General features: G+C 74.0%; 22 protein-coding genes and 3 tRNA genes. 14 read left to right on the forward strand and 11 right to left on the reverse strand.

Annotation, left to right across the window (positions count from 1 at the left end):
• The first annotated feature begins 2 nt into the window (after positions 1 to 2).
• The 3 genes from ACFLFB_RS07120 to ACFLFB_RS07130 are packed head-to-tail and all read left to right on the forward strand — an operon-like array spanning position 3 to position 1826.
• Complete coding sequence (locus ACFLFB_RS07120; RefSeq protein ID WP_392545014.1) at positions 3 to 1034, forward strand: glycosyltransferase family 1 protein; 1032 nt, start codon at positions 3 to 5, stop codon at positions 1032 to 1034.
• A 39-nt stretch (positions 1035 to 1073) separates the two neighbouring features.
• Complete coding sequence (gene bcp, locus ACFLFB_RS07125; protein ID WP_392545015.1) at positions 1074 to 1547, forward strand: thioredoxin-dependent thiol peroxidase; 474 nt, start codon at positions 1074 to 1076, stop codon at positions 1545 to 1547.
• Between the two features lie 3 nt (positions 1548 to 1550).
• Positions 1551 to 1826: a DUF3618 domain-containing protein gene (locus tag ACFLFB_RS07130; RefSeq protein WP_392545016.1), complete on the forward strand. Its 276-nt coding sequence runs from the start codon at positions 1551 to 1553 to the stop codon at positions 1824 to 1826.
• Positions 1827 to 1829: 3 nt separating this feature from the next.
• Here ACFLFB_RS07130 and ACFLFB_RS07135 read toward each other — a convergent pair whose 3' ends face one another.
• The 5 genes from ACFLFB_RS07135 to orn form a co-directional block, all read right to left on the reverse strand.
• Entirely contained in the window at positions 1830 to 2837 is a 1008-nt protein-coding gene (locus ACFLFB_RS07135) for a glycosyltransferase (protein ID WP_392545017.1), read from the reverse strand.
• Between the two features lie 84 nt (positions 2838 to 2921).
• A tRNA-Lys gene (locus tag ACFLFB_RS07140) sits at positions 2922 to 2997 on the reverse strand.
• Between the two features lie 46 nt (positions 2998 to 3043).
• A complete protein-coding gene (locus ACFLFB_RS07145) occupies positions 3044 to 3727 on the reverse strand; it encodes a copper resistance protein CopC (RefSeq protein WP_392545018.1) in 684 nt (227 codons plus the stop codon).
• A gap of 112 nt (positions 3728 to 3839) precedes the next feature.
• Positions 3840 to 3915: transfer RNA gene (locus ACFLFB_RS07150), tRNA-His, on the reverse strand.
• A 63-nt stretch (positions 3916 to 3978) separates the two neighbouring features.
• Positions 3979 to 4671 (reverse strand): oligoribonuclease, encoded by a 693-nt coding sequence (orn, locus tag ACFLFB_RS07155; protein ID WP_392545019.1) that lies wholly within the window; start codon positions 4669 to 4671, stop codon positions 3979 to 3981.
• A gap of 62 nt (positions 4672 to 4733) precedes the next feature.
• On the opposite strand from orn, the gene ACFLFB_RS07160 reads away from it, so the two are divergent.
• The 4 genes from ACFLFB_RS07160 (at position 4734) to ACFLFB_RS07175 (ending at position 8377) form a co-directional block, all read left to right on the forward strand.
• A complete protein-coding gene (locus ACFLFB_RS07160; RefSeq protein ID WP_392545020.1) occupies positions 4734 to 5897 on the forward strand; it encodes a PrsW family intramembrane metalloprotease in 1164 nt (387 codons plus the stop codon).
• A 59-nt stretch (positions 5898 to 5956) separates the two neighbouring features.
• Positions 5957 to 7171, forward strand: a complete 1215-nt coding sequence (locus tag ACFLFB_RS07165; protein WP_392545021.1) for a M20 family metallopeptidase — start codon at positions 5957 to 5959, stop codon at positions 7169 to 7171.
• A 58-nt stretch (positions 7172 to 7229) separates the two neighbouring features.
• A tRNA-Arg gene (locus ACFLFB_RS07170) sits at positions 7230 to 7303 on the forward strand.
• Positions 7304 to 7531: 228 nt separating this feature from the next.
• Entirely contained in the window at positions 7532 to 8377 is an 846-nt protein-coding gene (locus ACFLFB_RS07175; RefSeq protein ID WP_392545022.1) for an FkbM family methyltransferase, read from the forward strand.
• A gap of 7 nt (positions 8378 to 8384) precedes the next feature.
• On the opposite strand, the gene thpR is transcribed toward ACFLFB_RS07175, so the two are convergent.
• A complete protein-coding gene (gene thpR / locus ACFLFB_RS07180) occupies positions 8385 to 8942 on the reverse strand; it encodes an RNA 2',3'-cyclic phosphodiesterase (protein WP_392545023.1) in 558 nt (185 codons plus the stop codon).
• A gap of 78 nt (positions 8943 to 9020) precedes the next feature.
• Between thpR and ACFLFB_RS07185 the strand changes: the two genes are divergently transcribed.
• The 6 genes from ACFLFB_RS07185 (at position 9021) to ACFLFB_RS07210 (ending at position 16901) form a co-directional block, all read left to right on the forward strand.
• Positions 9021 to 10730, forward strand: coding sequence for a dynamin family protein (locus ACFLFB_RS07185; RefSeq protein WP_392545024.1), 1710 nt, complete (start codon positions 9021 to 9023; stop codon positions 10728 to 10730).
• On the forward strand, positions 10727 to 12391 hold the full coding sequence (locus tag ACFLFB_RS07190; protein WP_392545025.1) for a GTPase: 1665 nt from the start codon (positions 10727 to 10729) through the stop codon (positions 12389 to 12391). Before ACFLFB_RS07185 ends, ACFLFB_RS07190 begins: the two co-directional genes overlap by 4 nt.
• Before the next feature lie 169 nt (positions 12392 to 12560).
• Positions 12561 to 13109 carry a single-stranded DNA-binding protein gene (locus ACFLFB_RS07195; RefSeq protein ID WP_392545026.1) on the forward strand — a complete coding sequence of 183 codons (549 nt, stop codon included), beginning with the start codon at positions 12561 to 12563 and terminating at the stop codon, positions 13107 to 13109.
• 64 nt (positions 13110 to 13173) lie between these two features.
• On the forward strand, positions 13174 to 14856 hold the full coding sequence (ettA, locus tag ACFLFB_RS07200; protein ID WP_392545027.1) for an energy-dependent translational throttle protein EttA: 1683 nt from the start codon (positions 13174 to 13176) through the stop codon (positions 14854 to 14856).
• Positions 14857 to 14940: 84 nt separating this feature from the next.
• Positions 14941 to 15942, forward strand: coding sequence for a glycosyltransferase (locus ACFLFB_RS07205; RefSeq protein WP_392545028.1), 1002 nt, complete (start codon positions 14941 to 14943; stop codon positions 15940 to 15942).
• Positions 15939 to 16901, forward strand: coding sequence for an NAD-dependent epimerase/dehydratase family protein (locus tag ACFLFB_RS07210; protein WP_392545029.1), 963 nt, complete (start codon positions 15939 to 15941; stop codon positions 16899 to 16901). The genes ACFLFB_RS07205 and ACFLFB_RS07210 overlap by 4 nt, the downstream gene beginning before the upstream one ends.
• Positions 16902 to 16932: 31 nt before the next feature.
• Here ACFLFB_RS07210 and ACFLFB_RS07215 read toward each other — a convergent pair whose 3' ends face one another.
• The 3 genes from ACFLFB_RS07215 to ACFLFB_RS07225 form a co-directional block, all read right to left on the reverse strand.
• The gene (locus tag ACFLFB_RS07215) at positions 16933 to 17670 is read right to left on the reverse strand and encodes a class I SAM-dependent methyltransferase (RefSeq protein WP_392545030.1); all 738 of its coding nucleotides are present in this window, start codon (positions 17668 to 17670) and stop codon (positions 16933 to 16935) included.
• Positions 17667 to 18968, reverse strand: coding sequence for an O-antigen ligase family protein (locus ACFLFB_RS07220; RefSeq protein ID WP_392545031.1), 1302 nt, complete (start codon positions 18966 to 18968; stop codon positions 17667 to 17669). Before ACFLFB_RS07220 ends, ACFLFB_RS07215 begins: the two co-directional genes overlap by 4 nt.
• A 188-nt stretch (positions 18969 to 19156) precedes the next feature.
• Positions 19157 to 19810 carry a TetR/AcrR family transcriptional regulator gene (locus ACFLFB_RS07225; RefSeq protein ID WP_392545032.1) on the reverse strand — a complete coding sequence of 218 codons (654 nt, stop codon included), beginning with the start codon at positions 19808 to 19810 and terminating at the stop codon, positions 19157 to 19159.
• Between the two features lie 85 nt (positions 19811 to 19895).
• Between ACFLFB_RS07225 and ACFLFB_RS07230 the strand changes: the two genes are divergently transcribed.
• The gene (locus ACFLFB_RS07230; protein ID WP_392545033.1) at positions 19896 to 21041 is read left to right on the forward strand and encodes an acyl-CoA dehydrogenase family protein; all 1146 of its coding nucleotides are present in this window, start codon (positions 19896 to 19898) and stop codon (positions 21039 to 21041) included.
• Positions 21042 to 21068: 27 nt separating this feature from the next.
• On the opposite strand, the gene ACFLFB_RS07235 is transcribed toward ACFLFB_RS07230, so the two are convergent.
• A complete protein-coding gene (locus ACFLFB_RS07235; RefSeq protein WP_392545034.1) occupies positions 21069 to 21773 on the reverse strand; it encodes a lysoplasmalogenase in 705 nt (234 codons plus the stop codon).
• The gene (gene fabG / locus ACFLFB_RS07240) at positions 21766 to 22521 is read right to left on the reverse strand and encodes a 3-oxoacyl-ACP reductase FabG (RefSeq protein WP_392545035.1); all 756 of its coding nucleotides are present in this window, start codon (positions 22519 to 22521) and stop codon (positions 21766 to 21768) included. The genes ACFLFB_RS07235 and fabG overlap by 8 nt, the downstream gene beginning before the upstream one ends.
• Between the last annotated feature and the right edge of the window lie 70 nt (positions 22522 to 22591).

Raw genomic sequence — 22591 nt, forward strand, 5'->3', positions numbered from 1 at the left:
TGATGGGCATCAGGGTGGTCGTCGGCGAGTTCGACGCCGGGACCGGGTGGGACCCGGTGACCGTCATGGCGCGACTGCTGGCCCGCGCCCTGGGCGCCGAGCTCGTCAGCGTGCCGCACCGGCGGCTCTCGTCGCGCGCCTACCCCGTCGTGGCGCGTGCGCCCCGACGTCGAGGCCCCCTGACGACCATCGTCGTCGCCCCGCAGCCGGTCCACCTGTACGCGCTGCTCGATGTGGCTCACTGGCTTCCTGGGAGCGGGCTCACCGCGGGGTGGGTGATCGACTCCTTCCTCCTCGACAGACTCCCCGCCGTCGCTCGTCGGCGACGCCACTTCGACCACCTCTTCGTCACCGACGCCGAGATGGTGCGCGACTGGGCCGACGCGACCGGCATCACCACCTCGTGGCTCCCCTGGGGCTCGGACGTCCTCGGCCGTGGGTCGGGCCAGGTCGTCCGGCCGGTCGACCTGCAGCGGGTGGGACGACAGCCGGAGACCTGGAGCGACGACGACGACGTCGCGCGGCTCCTTGGCACCCGCGGGCTCGTGTACTCGGGCCGTCCCCCCTTCGTCCCGGACGTCGACGGCAACCAGGCCGCCGTGATGGGTGCGATGGCCCGGGCCAAGATGACGCTGTCGTTCACGAACCGGTTGAGCCCCGCCGGCTACACCCACCACAGCCGTGAGTACCTCACCGGGAGGTGGGTCGACGCCGTGGCGTGCGGGGCCCGCGTGGCGGGGGTCGCGCCACGCTGCGCGGCCACCGAGCGCCTCCTGTGGACCGGCGCCACCGTGGACCTCGGCGGGGTCGATCGTCGTGAGGGCCTGGCACGGGTCGAGGAGGCGGCGGCGGCGTGGACGCCTGCGACGCCCGGCTCGATCCACCGGCGGGCCCTGGCGCAGGTCGACTGGCGCTGGCGCTTCGCCGAGCTGGTGGAGGTGCTGCACCTCGAGGCCCCCGTGCTCGAGGCGGACCTCGCGACCATGCAGGGGAGCGGTACGCCGCCCGCTCCGCCGCTCCGGGGGCCGGGGTAGGTTGGCCCCCAGTGACCGCCGACTTCCAGGAGGCCCTTCGTGGGTGACCGTCTCAACCCCGGCGACAGCGCGCCCGACTTCACGCTGCCCGACGACACGGGCTCGCAGGTGACGCTCAGCGACCTGCGCGGCACCAAGGTCATCGTGTACTTCTACCCGGCCGCGATGACCCCCGGCTGCACCAAGCAGGCCTGTGACTTCAGCGAGTCCCTCGAGTCGCTGCGCCGCGACGGCTACACGGTGCTCGGCATCTCCCCGGACACCCCGGCCAAGCTCGCGACCTTCCGCGAGCGCGACGGCCTCACCATCACCCTCCTCGCCGACGCCGACAAGGCCGTCCTCGAACGGTGGGGTGCCTACGGGGAGAAGCAGCTCTACGGCAAGACCGTCGTGGGCGTCATCCGCAGCACCGTCGTCGTCGACGAGGACGGCACGGTGTCGCACGCGTTCTACAACGTCAAGGCCACCGGCCACGTCGCCAAGCTGCGCCGCGACCTCGGACTGGAGGGCTGACGCATGGCCACCCGCCCCGCCCTTCCGGCCACGGTCCCGGCCCTCGAGGCCGAGATCGCCGCGCGCCGCGAGCGCCTCGGCCACACCATCGACGAGCTCGCCCACCGGGTGAGCCCGAAGACGATCCTGCACCGGCGGACCGAGGCCGCCAAGGCGCGCTTCGCCGACGTCGCCACCACCCCCGAGGGAGACCTGCGCGTCGAGCGCCTCGCTGCGGTCGTCGCCGTGGTCGCCGTCGTCGGTGGGCTGGCGCTCTACCGACGCCTCCACCGGCGCTGACCCCTACCGCCGGGCGCGCTCCCGATCGAGCTCGTCGCCCTTCTGCGCGCGGAAGGTGTCCTGCGCGGCACCGCCGTGCCGACGGCCTGCGACGGCCGACGCCTCGGTGACGAGGGCGACGAGGCGCCCTCCGACCCCGGCCGGCGCCCTCGGGAGCGCGCGGTCGACCATCCGTCCGGCGGCTCCGGCGCGGCGCCGGTCACGCAGGCCGAGGGAGAGGACCGTGCTGGCGAACGACCACAGCCTCGCGCGGGTCGTGCGAGGCGCCGGGGGGGCGACCACGAGCGAGGCGGAAGGATGGCGCGAGCGGAAGAGCACCTCAGAGGCACCGCTCACCCAGGCCCGAGCCGCCCTCGTCTCCGCGTCGTGGGCGGCCCCCCGGTGCTCGATCTCGAGGTCCGGATCGATGACGATGCGGATGCCGGACTCCTGGAGGCGCAACCCGAGGTCGGAGTCCTCCCGGTAGGAGAAGGACTCGTCGAATCCGCCGACGGCTTCCAGCCGGTCGCGCAGGACCGAGTTGTGGGCGGCCCAGGACACCCACCGCTCGCCCTCGGGGCGGGCGTAGGACGCGGCCAGGGCCCGGGCGGTGGCGGACCGCCCGTAGGCGCGGGCGTAGGGGGAGTCGGGCAGCACGTCGCGCGTGAGGCCGACGACCCCGACGTCGTCGGTGTCGCGATGGTGCGCGAGGTGGCGACGCACCATGTCCGGCGCGGGGGTGAGGTCGTCGTCGCAGCGGATGATGACGCGCCCTCGTGCCACCGCCACGCCCGCGTTGAGGGCGACGGCGGCACCGCCCGCGCGGTTGCGTGTCACCACGGTCAGCACGAGACCCGGGGCGCCTCGCGCGAGCACGGCCTCGGTGTCGGGATCACGTCCGTCGACGACGGCGACGACTTCCCACGGGTCGACGGTGTCCTGCTCCGCCAGAGCGGTGAGGAGGGCCGGGAGCCGGTGGGAGCCGCGGTGGGTCGGGACCACGACGGTCGCGGCGAACTGTCCGGGCTGCACACGCGGCACGCTACCCGCCCCGGAGCGGTGCGGAGGGAAGGTCCGGACAGCACGAAGGGCCCCTCGGGAGGGGCCCTTCGTGGGTGGTGCGCCATCAGGGACTCGAACCCCGAACCCGCTGATTAAGAGTCAGCTGCTCTGCCAATTGAGCTAATGGCGCGCGGTGGAAAACGTTAGCAGGACCAGACCGCGGGAGCGAAATCCGCTCAGGCGAAGGGGTCGTCGCGACCCGTCGTGCGGGCGTCGACCGTTCGGTCGTCCTCCTCGGCGTCGGCCGCGGTGTTCGCCTCCTCGTCGGTGCGGGGGCCGCCGAGCAGCCGCCACTGGGTGGAGAGGGCGAGCAGGCCGACGAGGACGACGACCCCGAGCAGGACCCAGACCCACGCTCCCGTGCCGCCCTCGGAGGACGTCGGGGTGGTCTCGGCGGTGGGTGTCGTGGCGGGCGTGGCGCTGGGGGTCGCGCTCGGCGTGGGCGTCGCGCTGGCCGTCGAGGTCGGCGCCACGGTGCTCGTGAAGGTGACCGTGCCCGAGATGGGGTGCCCGTCGGCGCTCACGACGCGGTAGGTCACCAGGTGCTCGCCCGCGGGGAGGTCCTCGGCGAGCACCTGCGAGACCTGGCGTCCGTCGACCGTGGGCTCGCCCTGCGTCTCCGAGCCCCCGGGGCCCTTGACGGTGACCTTGACGAAGGTGGGGTCGACGTCCTCGTTGAAGGCCAGGACGACCTCGGAGGCGGTGTCGACCCTCGACCCGTCGACCGGGCTCGAGGACAGCAGTCGGGCGTGCATCGGCAGGGCCGACGACGGGGCGGCGAACACCGGGAGGGCCCCCGCCAGGAGCGCGACCGTGACGAGCAGGACGATGACGATGGCGGACGCACGGCGGGACAGCATGCCCCCATCCTCCCAAACCACCCGTCACGGACCGCGCGGGAGGTCGGCCGCGACCGAGCCCGGACACGCACCGAGCCCCGGTCCGCGTGACAGCGGACCGGGGCTCGGTGACTGGGGTGAGTAACGGGACTTGAACCCGCGACCCTCGCGACCACAACGCGATGCTCTACCAGCTGAGCTATACCCACCACGACGGGCGCGATCGTCATCCTCCGATGGCGGTGCGCCCGTAGCGCGGACCATCGTACCCGTTACGCGGGGGTGGTCCCGACCACGCCCCCCGGGCCCGGGTCGGGCGCGTGGGCGGTGGCGTGGTCGACGACGTGGCGGGCCGCGAGGGCGCGGGCGTCCTCGGTGTTGGGGCCGGGCGGGGCGACGAAGACCGCCTCGCGGTAGTAGCGCAGCTCGGCGATGGACTCGCGGATGTCGGCGAGCGCCCGGTGTCCGCCGGTCTTGGTCGGTGCGGCGAAGTAGGCCCGCGGGAACCAGCGCCGGGAGAGCTCCTTGATGGAGGACACGTCGATGATCCGGTAGTGCAGGTGCGACTCCAGCTCGGGCATGTCGCGCAGGAGGAACGCGCGGTCGGTGGCGACGGTGTTGCCGCCGAGCGGTGCCTTGCCCTGCTCGGGGACGAAGGCACGCACGTAGTCGAGGACGAGCTGCTGCGCCGCCTCGAGGGTGGTGCCTGCGGCGAGCTGGTCGAGCAGACCGGAGGAGGTGTGCATCTCGCGCACGAAGTCGCCCATCTGGGCGAGCGCGGCGTCCGGCGGCCGGATGACGACGTCGACCCCCTCGCCGAGGACCGTCAGCTCGTAGTCGGTGACGAGGGCGGCGACCTCGACGAGCGCGTCGGTCTCGAGCGACAGCCCGGTCATCTCGCAGTCGATCCAGACGATGCGGTCGGTGGTGGCGCGGTCGGTCCCAGCGGTCGTCATGGGGGCCATGCTAGGCGGGCGGACCGTCGGGGCCTCCGCGAAGCACCACGGCTCCACTAGGGTCGTGCGCCATGAGTGGGGACCTCGCGACGCAGCCCGCCGGCCCGTCGGTCGGCTCGAGCGGCACGGCACGATCCGTCATCCGCCGCTGGGTGGTCACCGGGCTCATCGGGATCGGGTTCCTCCTCGCCGCGCTCGTCGTCGCCACGTACTTCGGCGCGGCGTTCGGGGTGCGCACGGCACTGCTCGCGCTCGTCGTCGCGATCATCCCGCTCGGTCTCGTCATCCCCGCGTTCCTCTGGCTCGACCGGTTCGAGGCCGAGCCGAACCGCTACCTCGTGGGGGCGTTCCTGTGGGGCTCGCTCGTCGCGGCGCTCGTCGCGGCGGTCACCAACACCAGTGCCATCGCGGTGCTCCAGGCGACGTCCGACCCCGACTCCGCCCTCGCCGCGACCGCCGTCGTCGTCGCGCCCGTGGTCGAGGAGGCCACCAAGGGGCTGTTCATCCTCCTCGTCTGGTGGTTCCGGCGGCGCGAGTTCGACGGCATCACCGACGGCATGGTCTACGCGGGCGTCACCGCGGCCGGCTTCGCCTTCACCGAGAACATCCAGTACCTCGCCACGGCCTACTCCGACGGTGGCGGCGACGGCCTCGGGGCGACCTTCGTCACCCGGTGCCTGCTCTCGCCGTTCGCGCACCCGATGTTCACGCTCCTCACCGGCGTCGGCATCGGCGTCGCGGCCACGAGCCGGACCTGGCTGCCGCGGATCCTCGCGCCGGTCGTGGGGTACGTCCTCGCGGTGCTCGCCCACGCGCTGTGGAACCTCGCCGCCGTCACGGGTGGGCAGGGGGTCGTCGTGGTCTACCTCCTCGTCGAGGTGCCCGTCTTCCTCGCCTTCGTCGCGTTCGTCGCCTGGGCCCGACGGCACGAGGGCCACCTCATCGGACAGTTCCTGCGGCCCTACTCCGACGCCGGCTGGCTCTCTCCCGGGGAGGTCGCGATGCTCGCCTCGATGACGCGGCGCCGCGAGGCGCGCCAGTGGGCGCGCGCCAACTCCGGGCGCACCGGGCTGGCCTCGATGCGCGCCTTCCAGGACGCCGCGAGCGAGCTCGCGCTGCTGCGCCGGCGGATGCACCACTCGGCCGCCGACGCGCAGGCCGTGGAGCAGGAGCGCGTCCTGCTGCGCACCCTCACGGCCCGCCGGGCCGAGTTCATCGGCCTGCCCGTCACCTGACCTGCTCTGCCCGGACGGCCTCGCCGTCCCGCGCCCCTGACCGACCCGGAAGGACCCCCGTGACCGACGCCCTCGCCATCTCCCAGCGGCTCGGAGCCGAGCTCGTCGACCTGCGACGGGCCCTGCACCGCATCCCCGAGCTCGGCCTGCACCTGCCCGAGACCCAGCAGATGGTGCTCGACGCGCTCGACGGCATCGACCTCGAGGTGACCACGGGGGAGTCCCTCAGCTCGGTCGTCGCCGTGCTGCGCGGACGGGCCCCGCACGAGGGCGAGCGTCCGGTGGTGCTGCTGCGCGGCGACATGGACGGCCTGCCGGTCACCGAGGAGGTCGACGTCGACTACGCCTCGCAGCGCCCCGGCACGATGCACGCCTGCGGGCACGACCTGCACGTCGCCGGTCTGGTCGGCGCCGCCCGCATCCTCGACGAGCTGCGCGACGAGCTGGTCGGCGACGTCGTCCTGATGTTCCAGCCCGCGGAGGAGGGCCCCGGCGGGGCCGAGCCGATGATCCGCGAGGGGCTGCTCGAGGCCGCGGGCCGGCGGGTGGATGCCGCCTACGCCGTGCACGTGTACTCGGCCGACTACCCGCGGGGGACCTGGTTCGGGCGCCCGGGCCCGCTCATGGCCGCGGCCGACGAGGTGCACGTCGTCGTGCGCGGGCTGGGCGGCCACGGCTCGGCGCCCGAGAAGACCCGCGACCCGGTGCCCGTGGCGTGCGAGATCGTGCTGGCCTTCCACACCGCGGTGACGCGGCAGTTCACGGTCTGGGACCCGGTGGTCCTCACCGTCGGCAGGATCGCCGCGGGGACCAAGGACAACATCATCCCGGACGACGCCCACGTCGAGGCGACCCTGCGGACCTTCTCCAGGGAGCACCGCGCCAAGGCCCACGAGGTCGTGACCCGGGTGGCGGAGCACGTCGCGGCGGCGCACGGCATGACCGCAGAGGTCACCATCGGCAACGGCTACCCGGTCACCGTCAACGACGAGGCCGAGTTCGACTTCGCGAAGGCGACGGTCACCGACCTGTTCGGCGAGGACCGCTGGGCCGACATGGTCAACCCGGAGGCCGGCTCCGAGGACATGTCGTTCGTCCTCGACGAAGTGCCCGGCTGCTACCTCAACATCGGGGCGGCGGTGCACGAGGACCTCACCATCGTCGAGGACAACCACTCGCCCCGGGCGGCATTCGACGACTCGGTGGTCCCGGACGTCGCGGCCGCGCTGGCCGAGCTCGCCCTGCGCCGCACGCGGCAGCTCGCGGCGCGCTGACACCGCGGTCCGGGCCGCACCTAGACTGGCGTGCGGCGTCCGGCGACGGGTGCCGCACGCCCCCGTAGCTCAGCCGGATAGAGCAAGAGCCTTCTAATCTCGAGGTCGCAGGTTCGAGTCCTGCCGGGGGCACAGGACGGACCGCAGCGACGGAGTCGCAGCGGTCGAGCTGTGACCCCGGCAGAAGCACCAGGCGCTCGAACGGAGTGAGAGCGCCGACGGGGGCACCCCACGCGACGGAGTCGATTGCGGCTGCGCCGTGCCCCGGGCAGAAGCACCAGGCGCTCGAACGGAGTGAGAGCGCCGACGGGGGCACCCGATACGGGGCGAAAGCGTCGCTCTCTCCGACAGGATGAGCAGATGAACTGGCTCAGGCGCTTCGCGTCGCTTCCGGGGGTCCGCGCGGTCCTGCTCCACCCGCCGGTGCGCCGACGGGTGGCCGCCGTGCTGGCGCTGCGCTTCCTCGTCGCCGCCCGCGTGACGACGACCCCGCTGGCCCTGCTCCTCGGCGAGGTGACCCGCCGCGGGTCGATCCGCACCTACCGTCTGCGCGAGGGTGGCCTGCCGGTCTCGCTGCAGCACGGCCGCGACGTCGAGGCCCTCTTCGAGCTGTTCGTCCGGGGCGAGTACGAGCCTCCCGCGCCGCTCGCCGCGCGGCTGCACGCCGACAGGGTGCGTGGCGTCCTCGACGTCGGGGCCAACGTCGGGATGTTCGCGGCCTGGGCGAGCCGGCGCTGGCCCGCCGCCGAGATCACCTGCTACGAGCCCGACCCGGCGAACACGCAGGTGCTGCGGACCTGGGTCCACGAGAGCGGCCGACCCGTGACCGTCGTGGAGGCCGCGGCCTCCACCACCGCGGGCACCATGACCTTCCTCGAGGGCCTGGGCAGCGGCTCGCGCCTGACGACCGCCGACGAGGCCGACCGGCCCGGCACCACCGTCGACACCGTCGACGTCCTGCCCGCCTTCGCCGCCGCGGACCTGGTGAAGATGGACATCGAGGGCGGCGAGTGGCCGATCCTCGCCGACCCACGGCTGGCCGACTGCGGTCCGCTCGTCCTCGTCATCGAGTACCACCGCGTGGGGGCACCGTCGCTGCCCGCCGGTGAGGCCGCGCGCCGGCTCCTCGAGGGGGCCGGCTTCACCGTGGGCCACGTGACCCCCAACCACTGGGGCCACGGGACGATGTGGGCCTGGAAGGACTGAGCCGGGCTCAGCCGCCGAGGGGGAGGCGGGCGAGCACCTCGTGGCGCGGCCGGTGGCCGCGCTCCCTGGGCACGTGCGAGGCGACCACGGCGACGTCCTCCACCGTCCACGACGGGCTCCGGTGGGTGTCGAGGACGCGCACCCACCGGGTGGCGTCGGCCGGGCGGGGGAGACGGGCGAGGGTCACGTGCGGCCGGAACGGGCCGCCCTCCGGCGCGCCACCGGCGACGGCACAGGCCGAGCGGATGCCCTGGGCGAGCGGGATGAGGGCGTCGCCGCCCTCGACCCCGGCGTAGAGGACCCGCGCGCGCGAGACGTCGGGGAAGCAGCCACCACCGGTGAGGGACAACGGGATCGGTGCGGTCCGCGCAGCCACCACCGCCACGCCCTCGACGAGGTCCTCGACGACCCGCTCGGGGGCGTCGGCCATGAAGGCGAGCGTCACGTGCCACTGCGCCGGGGGCGACCAGCGCAGTGCCGCACCGCTGTCGCGCCGGACGTCGAGGAAGTCGTCGAGGTCCTCGACCACGGCCTCCGGGAGCAGCACCGCGACGAACAGACGCATGCCGACATCATCGCGGAGGTGCCCGCCGCGCCCCGGCCAATGGCGAGCGGGTCGTGCTCAGGTCGTTAGGCTTGGGGGGTGACAGTGGTCGGGGACGTGGAGGCTCTGGTCTCCGCCGTCGAGACCCTGCGGGAGGCCGTCGACCGGGCCAGCCTCCCTCTCGACGTGCCGACACGGGCCCGTGCCGAGGCCTCGCGCCGGGCGCTCCTGCAGCAGCTCGACGACTACGTCGTGCCGCGCCTGCGCTCCCTCGACGCCCCGCTCCTCGCCGTCGTCGGCGGCTCCACGGGGGCGGGCAAGTCGACCCTCGTGAACTCCGTCGTCGGCGAGCGGGTCAGCCGGTCCGGCGTGCTGCGGCCCACCACCACCTCGCCCGTCCTCGTCCACCACCCCGACGACCGGCACTGGTTCGAGGACGCGCGCATCCTCCCCGACCTCGCCCGGGTCACCGGCGGGACCGTCGACGACGAGCAGCACGGCACGGTGCGGCTCGTGTCGTCCACCGCCCTGCCGGCCGGGATGGCGCTGCTCGACGCCCCGGACATCGACTCGGTCGTCTCGGCCAACCGGGCGATCGCCACCCAGCTCCTCGCGGCCGCCGACCTGTGGCTCTTCGTCACCACCGCCGCGCGCTACGCCGACGCCGTGCCGTGGGACCTGCTGCGCACCGCCGCCGACCGCGGCACCGCCGTGGCCATCGTCCTCGACCGCATCCCGCCCGAGGCCGTCGACGAGATCCGGCCGCACCTCGCGGCGATGCTGCGCGAGCAGGGCCTGCCCACCGCCCCGATCTTCACCGTCCCCGAGACGACCCTCACCGCCGACGGCCGCCTCCCCGACGACGCCGTCGCCCGGCTCAGCGCCTGGCTGCAGGCGCTGGCGGGCGACGCCCGCGCCCGCTCCATCGTCGTGGGGCAGACGCTGCGCGGTGCCGTCGAGTCGCTGTCGGGGCGCACCGCCGAGCTCGTCGTCGCCAGCCGCGACCAGCAGGACGCGGCGGCCGCGCTGCGCCGCGCGACCGACGACGCCTTCGCCGACGCCCGGCGCCGCGTCGCCGACGGGATGACCGACGGCACCCTCCTGCGCGGCGAGGTCCTGGCCCGCTGGCAGGAGTTCGTCGGCACGGGCGAGTTCTTCCGCCAGGTGGAGTCCACCATCTCGCGCTGGCGCGACCGCCTCACCGCCGTGGTCAAGGGCGTGCCGCCGCCCTCCGGCTCGCTCGGCGAGGCGCTGCACACCGGGGTGGCCGCCCTGCTCGTCTCCAACACCGAGGCCGCGACGGCCGAGACCGTGCGGGCCTGGCGCCGCCTGCCCGGCGGGCCGGCGGTGCTGCGCGACCACCCGGCGCTGGCCAAGCCGTCGGCCGACCTCGGCACCGACATCGAGCGCCTCGTGCGCGACTGGCAGGGCGACGTCCTCGAGCTGGTCCGCGCCGAGGGGGCGGGTCGGCGCACCAACGCCCGCATCGCCGCCTACGGGGTCAACGCGATCGGGCTGTTCCTCATGCTCGTCGCGTTCAGCAGCACGGGCGGGCTCGTCGGGGCCGAGATCGGCATCGCGGGCGGGACCGCCCTGCTGGCGCAGCGCGTCCTCGAGGCGATCTTCGGCGACCAGGCGGTCCGTGACATGGCGTCCAAGGCCCGCGCCCGCCTCCTCGAGCTGGCCGACGAGCTGTACGAGGTCGAGGAGTCGCGCTACGCGGCGGCCCTCGCCGACAGCGTCGCCCCCGCCGACCAAGCGGTCCGGCTGTCCACCGCGGCGGCCCGGGTCCGGGCGGTGGTGCGGTGAGCCCGCTGCGCATGGGCACGGCCCGTGGCGCCGTCGTGTCGCCCGAGCAGCTCGCGGCCGCCGCCGACGCCCTCTCCGCCGCCGTCTCCGCCGGCGGCGAGCAGCTGCCCGCGCCCGAGCGCCAGCGCGCCGACGCCGTCGTGGCGAAGGTCGCCGAGCGCACCGCCCTCGTCGGTGGGCACACCGTCGTCGCCCTCGCGGGGGCGACCGGCAGCGGCAAGTCCTCCCTCTTCAACGCCCTCGTCGGCAGCGACGTCGCCAAGGTCGGGGTCCGCCGGCCCACCACCTCCACCCCGACCGCCGCGGTCTGGGGCGGCGAGCCCGCCGGCGAGCTCCTCGACTGGCTCGGGGTCGGCACCCGCCACCTCGTCGGCAGCGAGCCGGCGGAAGGCGCGCAGGTTGGTTCCCTCGACGGCCTCGTCCTGCTCGACCTCCCCGACTTCGACTCGCGGGAGGTGACCCACCGCGAGGAGGCCGACCGCGTCCTCGAGCTCGTCGACCTCTTCGTCTGGGTCACCGACCCCCAGAAGTACGCCGACGCCAGGCTCCACGACGACCACGTCGCCGCCCTGTCCACCCACGAGGCGGTGACGATGGTCGTGCTCAACCAGTCCGACCGGCTCACCCCGCCGCAGGTGCAGCAGTGCCGTGCCGACCTCGTGCGGCTGATGGAGCGCGACGGCGTCCCCGGGGTCACCGTGATGGCGACGTCGGTGGCCACCGGCCAGGGCGTCGACGAGCTGAGGCAGCGGCTCGCCAACGCCGTCGCGGCCCGCACGGCCGCGCGCTCGCGGCTGGCCGGCGACGTGCGCTCGGCCGCCGGGTCCCTGTCCGAGCACGTGTCGCCGACCGAGGGGGGTGTCGACGCCGCCACCCGCGACGAGCTGCTCGACGCCCTCGCCCGCAGCGCCGGGGTGCCCACGGTGGTCGAGGCCGTCCGTCGCGACCACCGGATGGAGGCCGTCGCGGCCACGGGCTGGCCGTTCACCCGCTGGGTGCAGCGCTTCAAGGCCCGTCCGCTGCGCCGGCTGCGGCTCGACGGCCGCGACATCCGGGTGTCGGCGGCCGACGTGCGCTCGGTGCTGGGGCGCTCCTCGCTCCCGCCGCCGTCGCCCGCGGCCCGCGCCGCGGTCGACATCGCGACCCGCCGCCTCGGCGACCGCGCCGGGGAGGGCCTGCCCACCCCGTGGGCCGAGGCCGTGGAGCGCGCCGCGACGCCGGGCGCCAGCCTCACCGACGCCCTCGACCAGGCGGTCGTCGGCACCTCGCTGTTCTCGCGGTCGCCCGTGTGGTGGCGCGTGGTCGGGCTCGGCCAGCTGCTGCTGGCCGGCGCGGCGGTCGCCGGGTTCCTCTGGCTCGCGCTGTACGTCGTGCTCGGGTGGCTGCAGCTCGACTCGATCGTGGGTGAGCCCCCGACGTGGGGCGTGCTCCCGGTGCCGGCCGTGCTGCTCGTCGGCGGGCTGCTCGCCGGGGTGCTGCTGGCCGCGATCTCGCGGTGGCTGGCCGCGATCGGGGCGCGCCGCCGGGGCCGGGTCATGGACGCACGCCTGCGCGCCGCCATCGAGGTCGTGGCGCAGGAGCACATCGTGCAGCCGGTCGAGCGGGTGCTCGAGCGGCACGGCGCGACGCGCGGGGCGCTGGCCCGCGCCGCCGGCGTCTGACGCCTCCGGGGCCGCGCCGCGCCGAGCCGCCGACGACGGGCCGTCGTCCACAGGGCGCTCTCGCCGAGGTCGTCGTCCACAGGTCCCGGGTCGACCGTTGCCCCCGGCCTGCCGGCCGGTGATGGTGGACCCGTGGCCCCGACGAGCGGGGCCGAGGGAGGGACGCAGCATGAACGAGACCTACGTGACGATCCGGGGCCGGCTCGTGGCCGACCCCGCGGTCCGCACGACCCGCGCCGGCGGGCCGATGACCGTCTTCCGCATCGCGTCGTCGGTGCGCCGGCCGGTCCAGGGACAGCAGGGCGCCTGGGAGGACGCCGACACCACCTTCTACGACGTCGTCACCTACAAGGCGCTCGCGGCCAACGCCGGCGTCAGCCTGCGCAAGGGGCACCCGGTCAGCGTCCACGGCCGCCAGCACGTGCGGTCCTGGCAGAAGGACGACGGCTCGACCTGGTGGGGGGTCGAGGTCATCGCCGATGCCGTGGGCCACGACCTCACGTACGGCACCACCGCGTTCTCCCGGGTGGGCCGGGGCCAGGAGGGCGACGGGTACCGCCGTGGTCCCGCGGTCGACGACGGCGCGGTCCCGCCCGAGCTCGAGGCGCCCGACGCCGAGCCGTACGTCGTGGAGGAGCCGCCCGGTCGTGGGCTCGGTGAGGTCGCGGCACCGGACTCGGGCCCGCTCGTGCGCCCCGGCGACGAGGCGGCCGCCTGACACCGGGGTGGCGGCGGGGGAGCGGATTCGGGCCGGAGCCCGTCCGGTCGATAGCCTTGCTCCCATGCCCGAGTTCATCTACGTCATGTCGCGTGCCCGCAAGGCGCACGGCGACAAGGTCATCCTCGACGACGTCACCCTGTCCTTCCTCCCCGGCGCCAAGATCGGCGTCGTCGGCCCGAACGGCGCGGGCAAGTCGTCGGTGCTGAAGATCATGGCGGGGCTCGACCAGCCCTCGAACGGGGAGGCGCGCCTCACCCCGGGGTTCTCGGTGGGCATCCTCATGCAGGAGCCGGAGCTGAACGAGGAGAAGACCGTCCTCGGCAACGTCGAGGAGGGCGCGGGCGAGATCAAGGCCAAGCTCGACCGCTACAACGAGATCTCCGCGCTGATGGCCGAGCCCGACGCCGATTTCGACGCGCTCATGGCCGAGATGGGCCAGCTCCAGGAGGCCATCGACGCCGCCGACGCGTGGGACCTCGACTCCCAGCTCGAGCAGGCCATGGACGCCCTGCGCTGCCCGCCGCCGGACGCCGACGTCACGGTCCTCTCCGGCGGTGAGCGCCGCCGCGTGGCCCTGTGCAAGCTGCTGCTCCAGAAGCCCGACCTGCTGCTCCTCGACGAGCCCACCAACCACCTCGACGCCGAGTCGGTCCTCTGGCTCGAGCAGCACCTGGCCGCGTACCACGGCGCCGTCGTCGCCGTGACGCACGACCGGTACTTCATGGACAACGTCGCCGAGTGGATCCTCGAGCTCGACCGCGGCCGCGCCTACCCCTACGAGGGCAACTACTCCACGTACCTGGAGAAGAAGCAGGCCCGCCTGCACGTGCAGGGCAAGAAGGACCAGAAGCTCTCCAAGCGCCTCGCCGAGGAGCTCGAGTGGGTGCGCAGCAACGCCAAGGCCAAGCAGACCAAGTCCAAGGCACGCCTGGCCCGCTACGAGGAGATGGCGGCCGAGGCCGACCGCACCCGCAAGCTCGACTTCGACGAGATCCAGATCCCGCCGGGCCCGCGCCTGGGCAGCAAGGTCATCGAGGTCAAGAACCTGCGCAAGGGCTTCGGCGACCGCATCCTCATCGAGGACCTGTCCTTCACCCTGCCGCGCAACGGCATCGTCGGCGTCATCGGCCCCAACGGTGTCGGCAAGACCACGCTGTTCAAGACGATCGTCGGGCTCGAGGAGGTCGACGCCGGCCTCGTCGACGTCGGCGAGACGGTCAAGGTCTCCTACGTCGACCAGAGCCGCGGCGGCCTCGACCCGAACAAGAACCTGTGGGAGACCGTCTCGGGCGGCCACGACTACATCAACGTCGGCCAGGTCGAGATCCCCTCGCGGGCCTACGTCAGCCAGTTCGGCTTCAAGGGCCCGGACCAGCAGAAGAAGGCCGGCGTCCTGTCCGGTGGCGAGCGCAACCGCCTCAACCTCGCGCTCACCCTCAAGGAGGGCGGCAACCTGCTCCTCCTCGACGAGCCGACCAACGACCTCGACGTCGAGACCCTCGGCTCGCTCGAGAACGCCCTGCTCGAGTTCCCCGGCTGCGCCGTGGTCATCAGCCACGACCGGTGGTTCCTCGACCGCGTGGCCACGCACATCCTCGCCTGGGAGGGCGACGACGAGAACCCGGCCAAGTGGTACTGGTTCGAGGGCAACTTCGAGGCGTACGAGGCGAACAAGGTCGAGCGGCTCGGCGCCGACGCCGCGCGCCCGCACCGCGTCACCTACCGCAAGCTCACCCGCGACTGACCCCTCCGGTCACGAGCCGGCCGCGCCCCCGCACCTCGCCCGAGGTGCGGGGGCGCGGCGCGTCCGGCGGCTAGGGTGAGCGCCGTGGAGAGCGAGACCCCCGGCACCCGACCGCACGAGGTCTCCGTCGTCATCCCGGTCTACGGGGGCGAGCGCACCCTGCGCGGTGTCGTCGAGGAGCTGAGCCCGAGCACGTCGGTGCGCACGTCGCCCGGCGGAAGGGCGTACCGCGTCACCGAGGTGCTCCTCGTCCACGACTGCGGGCCCGACCGGTCCGACGACGTCATCCGCGCCCTCGCGTCCGAGCACGCGTGGGTGCGCCCGGTCTGGCTCAGCCGCAACTTCGGCCAGCACGCCGCGACCCTGGCGGGGATCGCGGCCTCGGGTGGCGAGTGGGTCGCCACGCTCGACGAGGACGGCCAGCACGACCCCGCGGCGCTCGGCGCGCTCCTCGACACGGCGATGGACCAGCAGGCCGACGTCGTCTACGCCCGCCCCAGCAACGAGCCGCCCCACGGCGCCGTCCGCAACCTCGCCTCCCGCGGCGCGAAGTCGCTCGTGCACCGGCTCGCGAAGGGCGCCCAGGCCGCCGACTTCAACAGCTACCGGCTCGTCCTCGGCGAGGTCGCCCGGTCCGTGGCCGCCTACTCCGGCCCCGGGATCTACCTCGACGTCGCCATCGCCTGGGTCGCCCGCCGCGTCGTCACCTGCCCGGTCGAGATGCGCGACGAGGGCGACCGCCCCTCGGGCTACAGCCTGCGCAGCCTCGTGTCGCACTTCTGGCGGCTCGTCCTCTCCAGCGGCACCCGCCCGCTGCGGTGGGTCAGCGCGCTGGGCGCCCTGGCGGTCGTCCTCGCCCCGGTGGTCGCCGTGGCGCTCATCGTGGGCCGGGCGCTCGGCAGCTGGGACGTCCCCGGGTGGACCTCGACGATGATCCTGCTCATGGTCGCCACGGGGATCCTGCTCTTCAGCCTCGGCGTCATCGCCGAGTACGTGGGCATGGCCGTCAACATGGCGATGGGCAAGCCGCTCTACCTGCCCGTCCGCGACCCGCGCGAGGGGCCGCTGGGCCGGGACCGCGCGTGACCGACCCCGCCGCCGGGACCCTCACCTGGGTCGTCGGCGCCGGAGGTCTCGTCGGGCGGCACGTCGCCGCGGCGTGCCGCGCCGCCGGGCACGAGGTCGTCACGACGAGCGTGCCGTGGGACGACGAGGACGCCAGCGTCGAGGCCCTGACCCGCGGGGTCGAGCGCTTCGCGGACCAGCGGACGGGGCGGGCCTGGTCACTGGCCTGGTGCGCGGGGGCCGGTGTCGTGGCCACGGGGGAGGACGCCCTCGAGGCCGAGGTGCGCGTCGTCCGGGCCGCGCTGGCAGCCCTGGGTGCCACGGTGAGCCCCGCGGACGACGGGGCGCTCTTCCTCGCCTCGTCCGCGGGCGGCCTCTACGCGGGGTCGAGCGTGCCCCCCTTCGACGAGGCGACCGACCCGCACCCGCTCGTCGCCTACGGCCGGGCCAAGCTCGCGATGGAGCACGAGGTGCGCGACCTCGTCGCCGGCACCGGGCTGCGCGCCGTCCTCGGCCGGCTCGCCAACGTCTACGGCCCCGGCCAGACCCTCGGCAAGCCGCAGGGACTGCTCTCGCAGCTGTGCCTGGCCCACGCCACCGGGCGTCCGCTCCCGGTCTTCGTGTCGATGGACACGATCCGTGACTACCTCTACGCCCCCGACGCCGGCCGCATGGTCGTGCGCTCCCTCGAGCTCGTGCGGCGCGAGGCCCCGGGCACCGTCGTCGCCAAGGTGCTGGCGTCCGGGGCCCCGGTCACGGTGGGGCACCTCGTCGCCGAGGCGCGGCGCGTCTTCCACCGACCGCTGCGCACGATCCCCGTCGGAGGGCGTGGTACCGGGCAGGTGCTCGACCTGCGCCTCGCCTCCCGCGTGTGGCCGGAGGTCGACGCGCTCGCCGCGACGCCGCTGCCCGCGGGGCTGGCCCGCACCGGGGCCGACGTCCTGGCCCGCGTGGTGTCCGGGGGACCGCTCGACGGGTGAGGCGGCGCGCCGCCCGCTGCGCCGCGCGGAGTCAGCCGACGCGCGTGGCCGCGAGGAACACCGACGAGCCGAAGGGCAGGTCGGTGCGCGACAGCACGGCGGCGTCGAGCCGCGAGAGCCGGGTGAGGGCGGCGTTGAGCGGGCGGGGGAGGCGCGGCAGCGCCACGATGTCGGCCGGTCCGTGGTGTCGCCGGCTGGCGACCTTGCGGGCCGCCCGCTCGGCCGCGAACATCGGGAAGACCGAGGCGAAGCCGTAGGTGGCCCGCTCGACCCGGAAGCCGGCCCGCTCGACGGCGTCCACGGCACGCCCCCGGGTGTAGCGGCGGTGGTGGCCGTTGGCGACGTCGAAGTCCGACCAGGCCCACGTGTAGGCCGGGACCGACATGAGGAAGCGCCCGCCCGGGCGCAGGACGCGGCGCACCTCGGCGAGGGCGACGTCCTCCGGGTCGCAGTGCTCGATGACGTCGAAGGCCGACACGACGTCGAACGCCTCGTCGGCGAAGGGCAGGGCCAGGGCCGACCCGCAGACACCGTCCGACCCCAGCCCCCGGGGGTCGATGTCGAGCGAGACGGTCCGCGAGACCGCGTCGCGCAGCCAGGCGGCGCTGGGGCCGTCGGCGCTGCCGAGGTCGAGCGCGGTGCCCGCTCCCTCGACGAAGGACCGCAGGGCCACCTCGAGCAGGTCGGCACGGGCCACGTACCACCAGTAGTCGGGGACGGCGATCGAGGCCGACCCGCCATGCCCCACGGTCGTCTGCGCCTCGGTCACCGGGTCACTGTATCGGCGGCCGGAGAGACCGATGGTCCGGCCCCCGTCGGTGTCGCGAGGGGCGTCGGGAGCATGCGGAGCGCCTCGGCATCCTGCGCCTCGTCACGGATCCGGGCCGCCTGCGCGAACCCGATGAGCCCCGCCGCGAGCGCGATGACCGCGATCGTCGTGCCGAAGACCTCGCCGAGCCGCAGGGCGCACACGAGGACGACGATGTTGGCGGCCTCTCCAGCGCGCGCCAGGCGGGACGGCGTCGGGCCCCGGCGAAACGGCCCGATGGCCATGAGGACGGTCACGCCCATCAGGGCCGCGAGGTACGGGTACCCGCCCTCGACGAGCGCCGACCAGTACGAGTTGTGGAAGAAGAAGGTGTCCCCGTTGGGGTAGAGGACCCAGGCCTCGCCGAGCCCCATCCCCTGGAACGGTGCACGTCCGAGCTTGGCCTGCGAGGCGGCGTCGATGGTGGCGCGGAACTGGTCGGACCCCCGCCGGTCCGAGAACGACCCGACCAAGGCGTACCTCGACTCGATGACGGGGATCACCAGGGCCATCGCGACACCGAGGGCGATCCGGCCCTGCGCCTCCAGCCTCGGACGAAGGGCGAACCACAACAGGCCGCAGGCCAGCGCGGCCAGCGAGGTGCGCGACCCCGACAACCACACGAACGCGACCGTCGCGGTGCCGACCGCCACCTGCCACCGTGGCTGGGTGGCCTGGGCCAGGAGCAGCAGACCCACGACGGCGTAGGCGAGGCCTGCCTGGTTCTTGTCGAGGAGGTACCCCGACAGCAGCTCGCCGTAGGGCGCGGGGGCCACGCCGGCGTAGAAGGCCACCGCGTTGAGGACGAGGCCGAACGCGGCGCCCCGTACCAACGAGGGCAGGTGCGCCCGGCCGTTGACGAGGGCGAGGAGCAGCAGCACGAGGAGGGCAAGCCGCATCGCGCGCTTCGGCCAGCCGAACAGGGACTCGTCCGGGCTGGTGACCGTGACGGCGACGAGGTAGCCCAGGACCAGGAAGCACGCGGTGGGGAGCCAGCGCAGGTGCACCGTCGGCCGCGTGGGGCGGCGCACTGTCGAGAGGAACACCAGGGCGGCGACGGCCACCAGGCCTGCGGCGAGGTTGCCGGGCACGCGGGGAACGGTGTAGGCGAACAAGCACACCGACCCGAGGGCGAACTCGGCGAATCGGGTGGGCTCTGCGGTGTCGTCAAGGCCGGGGCCCGGCACCTCGGGGCCACCGGGGTGATGGGCGGTGACACGTGCGTCCGGGGGCGCCGAGGCGCCGGTGGTGGCGTCCATGGGCTCCTCTGCGGCCGCTCGACCCGGGATGGGTGGCGCCCGGCGGCCGGGCCGCCGGGCGGGTTCAGGGTAACAGCGGGCCCCGGTCGGGGTCCGGAGATCGGGGCAGGTCCGGACCGTTCGGTCGGCGGTCCCACGGCGGTCCCACGGCGGTCCGTCGGCGGGTCGCGAGGGGTGGCGCGGAGGCGTCAGGAGGAGCGCACGAGGCGCACGGCGAGCTCGCCGTAGGCGACCTCGATGGCCTCCGGGGTGCGCCGGACCTCGGGGGAGTACCAGCGGGCGACGTCGATCGCCATCGAGAGCAGCGCGAGCGAGGTGGCCGACACGTCCACGACCGAGAACTCGCCGGTCTCCATCCCGTCGCGCAGCACCCCGGCGACGACCTGGTCGATCTCGCGGCGCAGGGTGAGCACCTCGTCGCGGTGCTCGGGGGAGAGGTGGCGGAACTCGAACTGGACGATCCGGCCGAGCTCGTAGTGCTCGGCGTGCCAGCGCGAGAAGCCGCCGACGATGCTGCGCAGGGCGTCGGTGGGGGTGGGGCCGGCCTCGGCCGCCGCGACGAGGAGGTCGCGGGCGCGGGCGTGGCCGCGTCGGCTCAGCTCGAAGAGCAGGACCTCCTTGGAGGCGAAGTGCACGTACACCCCGGCGGGCGACAGCCCGGCCCGCGAGGCGATGTCGCGCGTCGTCGTCGCGTGGAAGCCGCGCTCGGCGAAGGCGTCGGCGGCGGCGAGCATGATCCGCACGGCCGTGTCGGTGACGTCACCGGTGGTCCCGGCACGCCCGCCCTCGGGCGCCAGGGCGGCGAGGACGGCCGTCTCGCTGAGCGGGGGAGAGGTCGGCACGGTTGACAGCATGCCGCACGGTCGGGAAACTAAGCAAGCGCTTAGTCAACGTCGTCGCGCGACCCGAGCACCTGTCAGGAGAGCCATGCCCCGCAACATCTACAGCTCCGAGCACGAGGACTTCCGGTCCTCGGTCGCCGAGTTCGTCGAGCGCACGCTCAAGCCGCGCGCCGAGCAGATGCTCGAGGTGAAGACGATCGACCGCGACATCTGGAAGGAGGCCGGGAGCCAGGGCCTGTTCGGCCTCGACATCCCCGAGGAGTTCGGGGGCATGGGCGCCGACGACTACCGCTTCAACGCCGTCGCCGCCGAGGTGCTCAACGGCTTCAACGCCGCGGTCGGCTCGTGCTTCGGCATCCACAGCGACGTCTGCCCGCCCTACATCGTCGACCTCGGCACCCAGGAGCAGAAGGAGCGCTGGCTGCCCCCGATGGCCTCCGGCGACAAGATCTGCGCCATCGCGATGACCGAGCCCGGCGGCGGCTCCGACCTCGCCGCGCTGAAGACGACCGCCGTGCGCGACGGCGACCACTGGGTCGTCAACGGCAGCAAGACCTTCATCACCAACGGCTACCAGGCCGACCTCGTCATCGTCGCCACCCGCACCGACCCGAGCAAGGGTGCCAAGGGCATCACCTTGTTCATGCTCGAGGACGGCATGGAGGGCTTCACCCGCGGTCGCAAGCTCGACAAGGTGGGCCAGGAGGAGTCCGACACCGCCGAGCTGTTCTTCTCCGACGTCCGGGTGCCCGACTCCAACCGGATCGGTGAGGAGGGCATGGGCTTCATCGCGATGATGCAGCGCCTGCCGCAGGAGCGGGTCGGCGCCGCCTGCGCCAACGTCGCCCACGCCAAGCAGATCCTCATGGAGACCATCGAGTACGCCAAGGAGCGCAAGGCGTTCGGCCAGTCCATCGGCTCGTTCCAGCACAACAAGTTCAAGATCGCCGAGCTCGTCACCTCCATCGAGGTCGCCGAGGCCTACGTCGACGACTGCATCGAGGCGCACGCCGAGGGCCGCCTCTCCGCGGTCGACGCGGCGAAGGCCAAATGGTGGAGCGCCCAGGTGCAGAACGACGTCCTCGACGAGTGCGTCCAGCTGCACGGTGGCTACGGCTTCATGAACGAGTACCGCGTGGCCCGCGCCTGGCGCGACGCCCGCGTCACGAAGATCTGGGCCGGCTCGAACGAGATCATGAAGGAGCTCATCGGCCGCGACCTCGGCCTCTGACGCCAGCAGTCCCGCGATGCCGCCCGCTCAGACGAGCCAGGCGGCATCGCCGCGTCCGGCCCTGCGCAGGACCCCCCGGGCGATGAGGCACTGGGCGGCGACGTAGGTCGCCATCACCCAGAACCCCTGCGCGGGAAGGGAGTACCCGTCGGCGAAGGCGTCGAGGGCGATGAGTCCGTCCGAGACGAGGAACAGGGCCCCTCCGGCGGCCGTGAGGCCGTTGACCCCGGTCGACAGCACGGCCATCGTCCCGAGCAGGGCGCCGTAGACGAGGACCGGGGCGAGCAGCGGTCCGGCCCCGCCGGCACAGGCGGCGACGAGCGCGACCACGACCGCGACGTACGCGACGAGCAGGGGTCGGCGACGGTGGAGGACGCTGCGGCCGCGGTACGGCAGGAACGCCGCGACGTAGGCGACCTGCGCGAGGAGGAAGAACCCGACCAGGAGCAGGAAGGCCGCGTCACCCTCCGCGAGACGGGGGAGGGAGTCGCCGAGCCAGGACAGGCCGAGCGCCACGAGGGTGAGGCGGACGAGGCGGGGTCGGGGCGCGGAGGTCGCCGTCCACACCGCGGCGGCGAGGAGCGGCATGAGCAGCACCTGGGTGCCGTCGGCCACGGGCTCGCCACCGGCGAGCTGGGCCCCCAGGTGCAGGACGGTGACGACCGCGAGGGTGGCGGCAGCCGTCCACGGCAGGGGGCGGTGGCGGGGGACCTGCGCGGCCGCCTCAGTCAAGCGGGCCGCCGGCGACGTAGATGACCTGGCCCGACACGAACCCCGCCTCCTCCGAGACGAGGAAGGCGATGGTGGCGGCGATGTCCTCGGGCTGGCCGATGCGCGCCACGGGGATCTGGGCGGCGGTGTGGGCGACGAAGTCCTCGAACGACACCTTCATCCGCTCGGCGGTGGCGCGGGTCATGTCGGTCTGGATGAAGCCCGGGGCCACGGCGTTCGCGGTGACGCCGAACTTCCCCAGCTCGATGGCGAGGGTCTTGGTGAAGCCCTGGAGGCCGGCCTTCGCGGCGGCGTAGTTGGCCTGCCCGCGGTTGCCCTGCGCCGACGACGACGACAGGTTGACGATGCGCCCGTAGCGCTCCTGCGTCATGAAGGCCTGGCACGCCTTCGTCATGAGGAAGGCTCCCTTGAGGTGCACGCCCATGACGGCGTCCCAGTCGCCCTCGGTCATCTTGAAGATGAGGTTGTCGCGGATGATCCCGGCGTTGTTGACGAGGACCACCGGGGGCCCGAGCTCGGCGGCGACCCGGGCCACCCCGGCCTCCACCTGCTCGGCGCTGGTGACGTCGACACCGACGCCGACGGCGCTGCCGCCGGCGTCACGGATCCGGCCGGCGACCTCCTCGCAGGCGGCCTCGTCGAGGTCGAGGACGGCCACCGCGAACCCGTCGCGGGCCAGCCGCTCGGCGGTGGCGGCCCCGATGCCGCGGGCTGCTCCGGTGACGACGGCGACGCGCTGGGTGCTCATGGCAGCGAAGGCTAGCGCCCCCGAGCACGCGACCCACGGCCGACGTGACGCACCGACGTCCGGCGCCCTG

It is taken from the genome of Oryzobacter telluris (assembly GCF_043099285.1).
Lineage (GTDB): Bacteria > Actinomycetota > Actinomycetes > Actinomycetales > Dermatophilaceae > Oryzobacter > Oryzobacter telluris.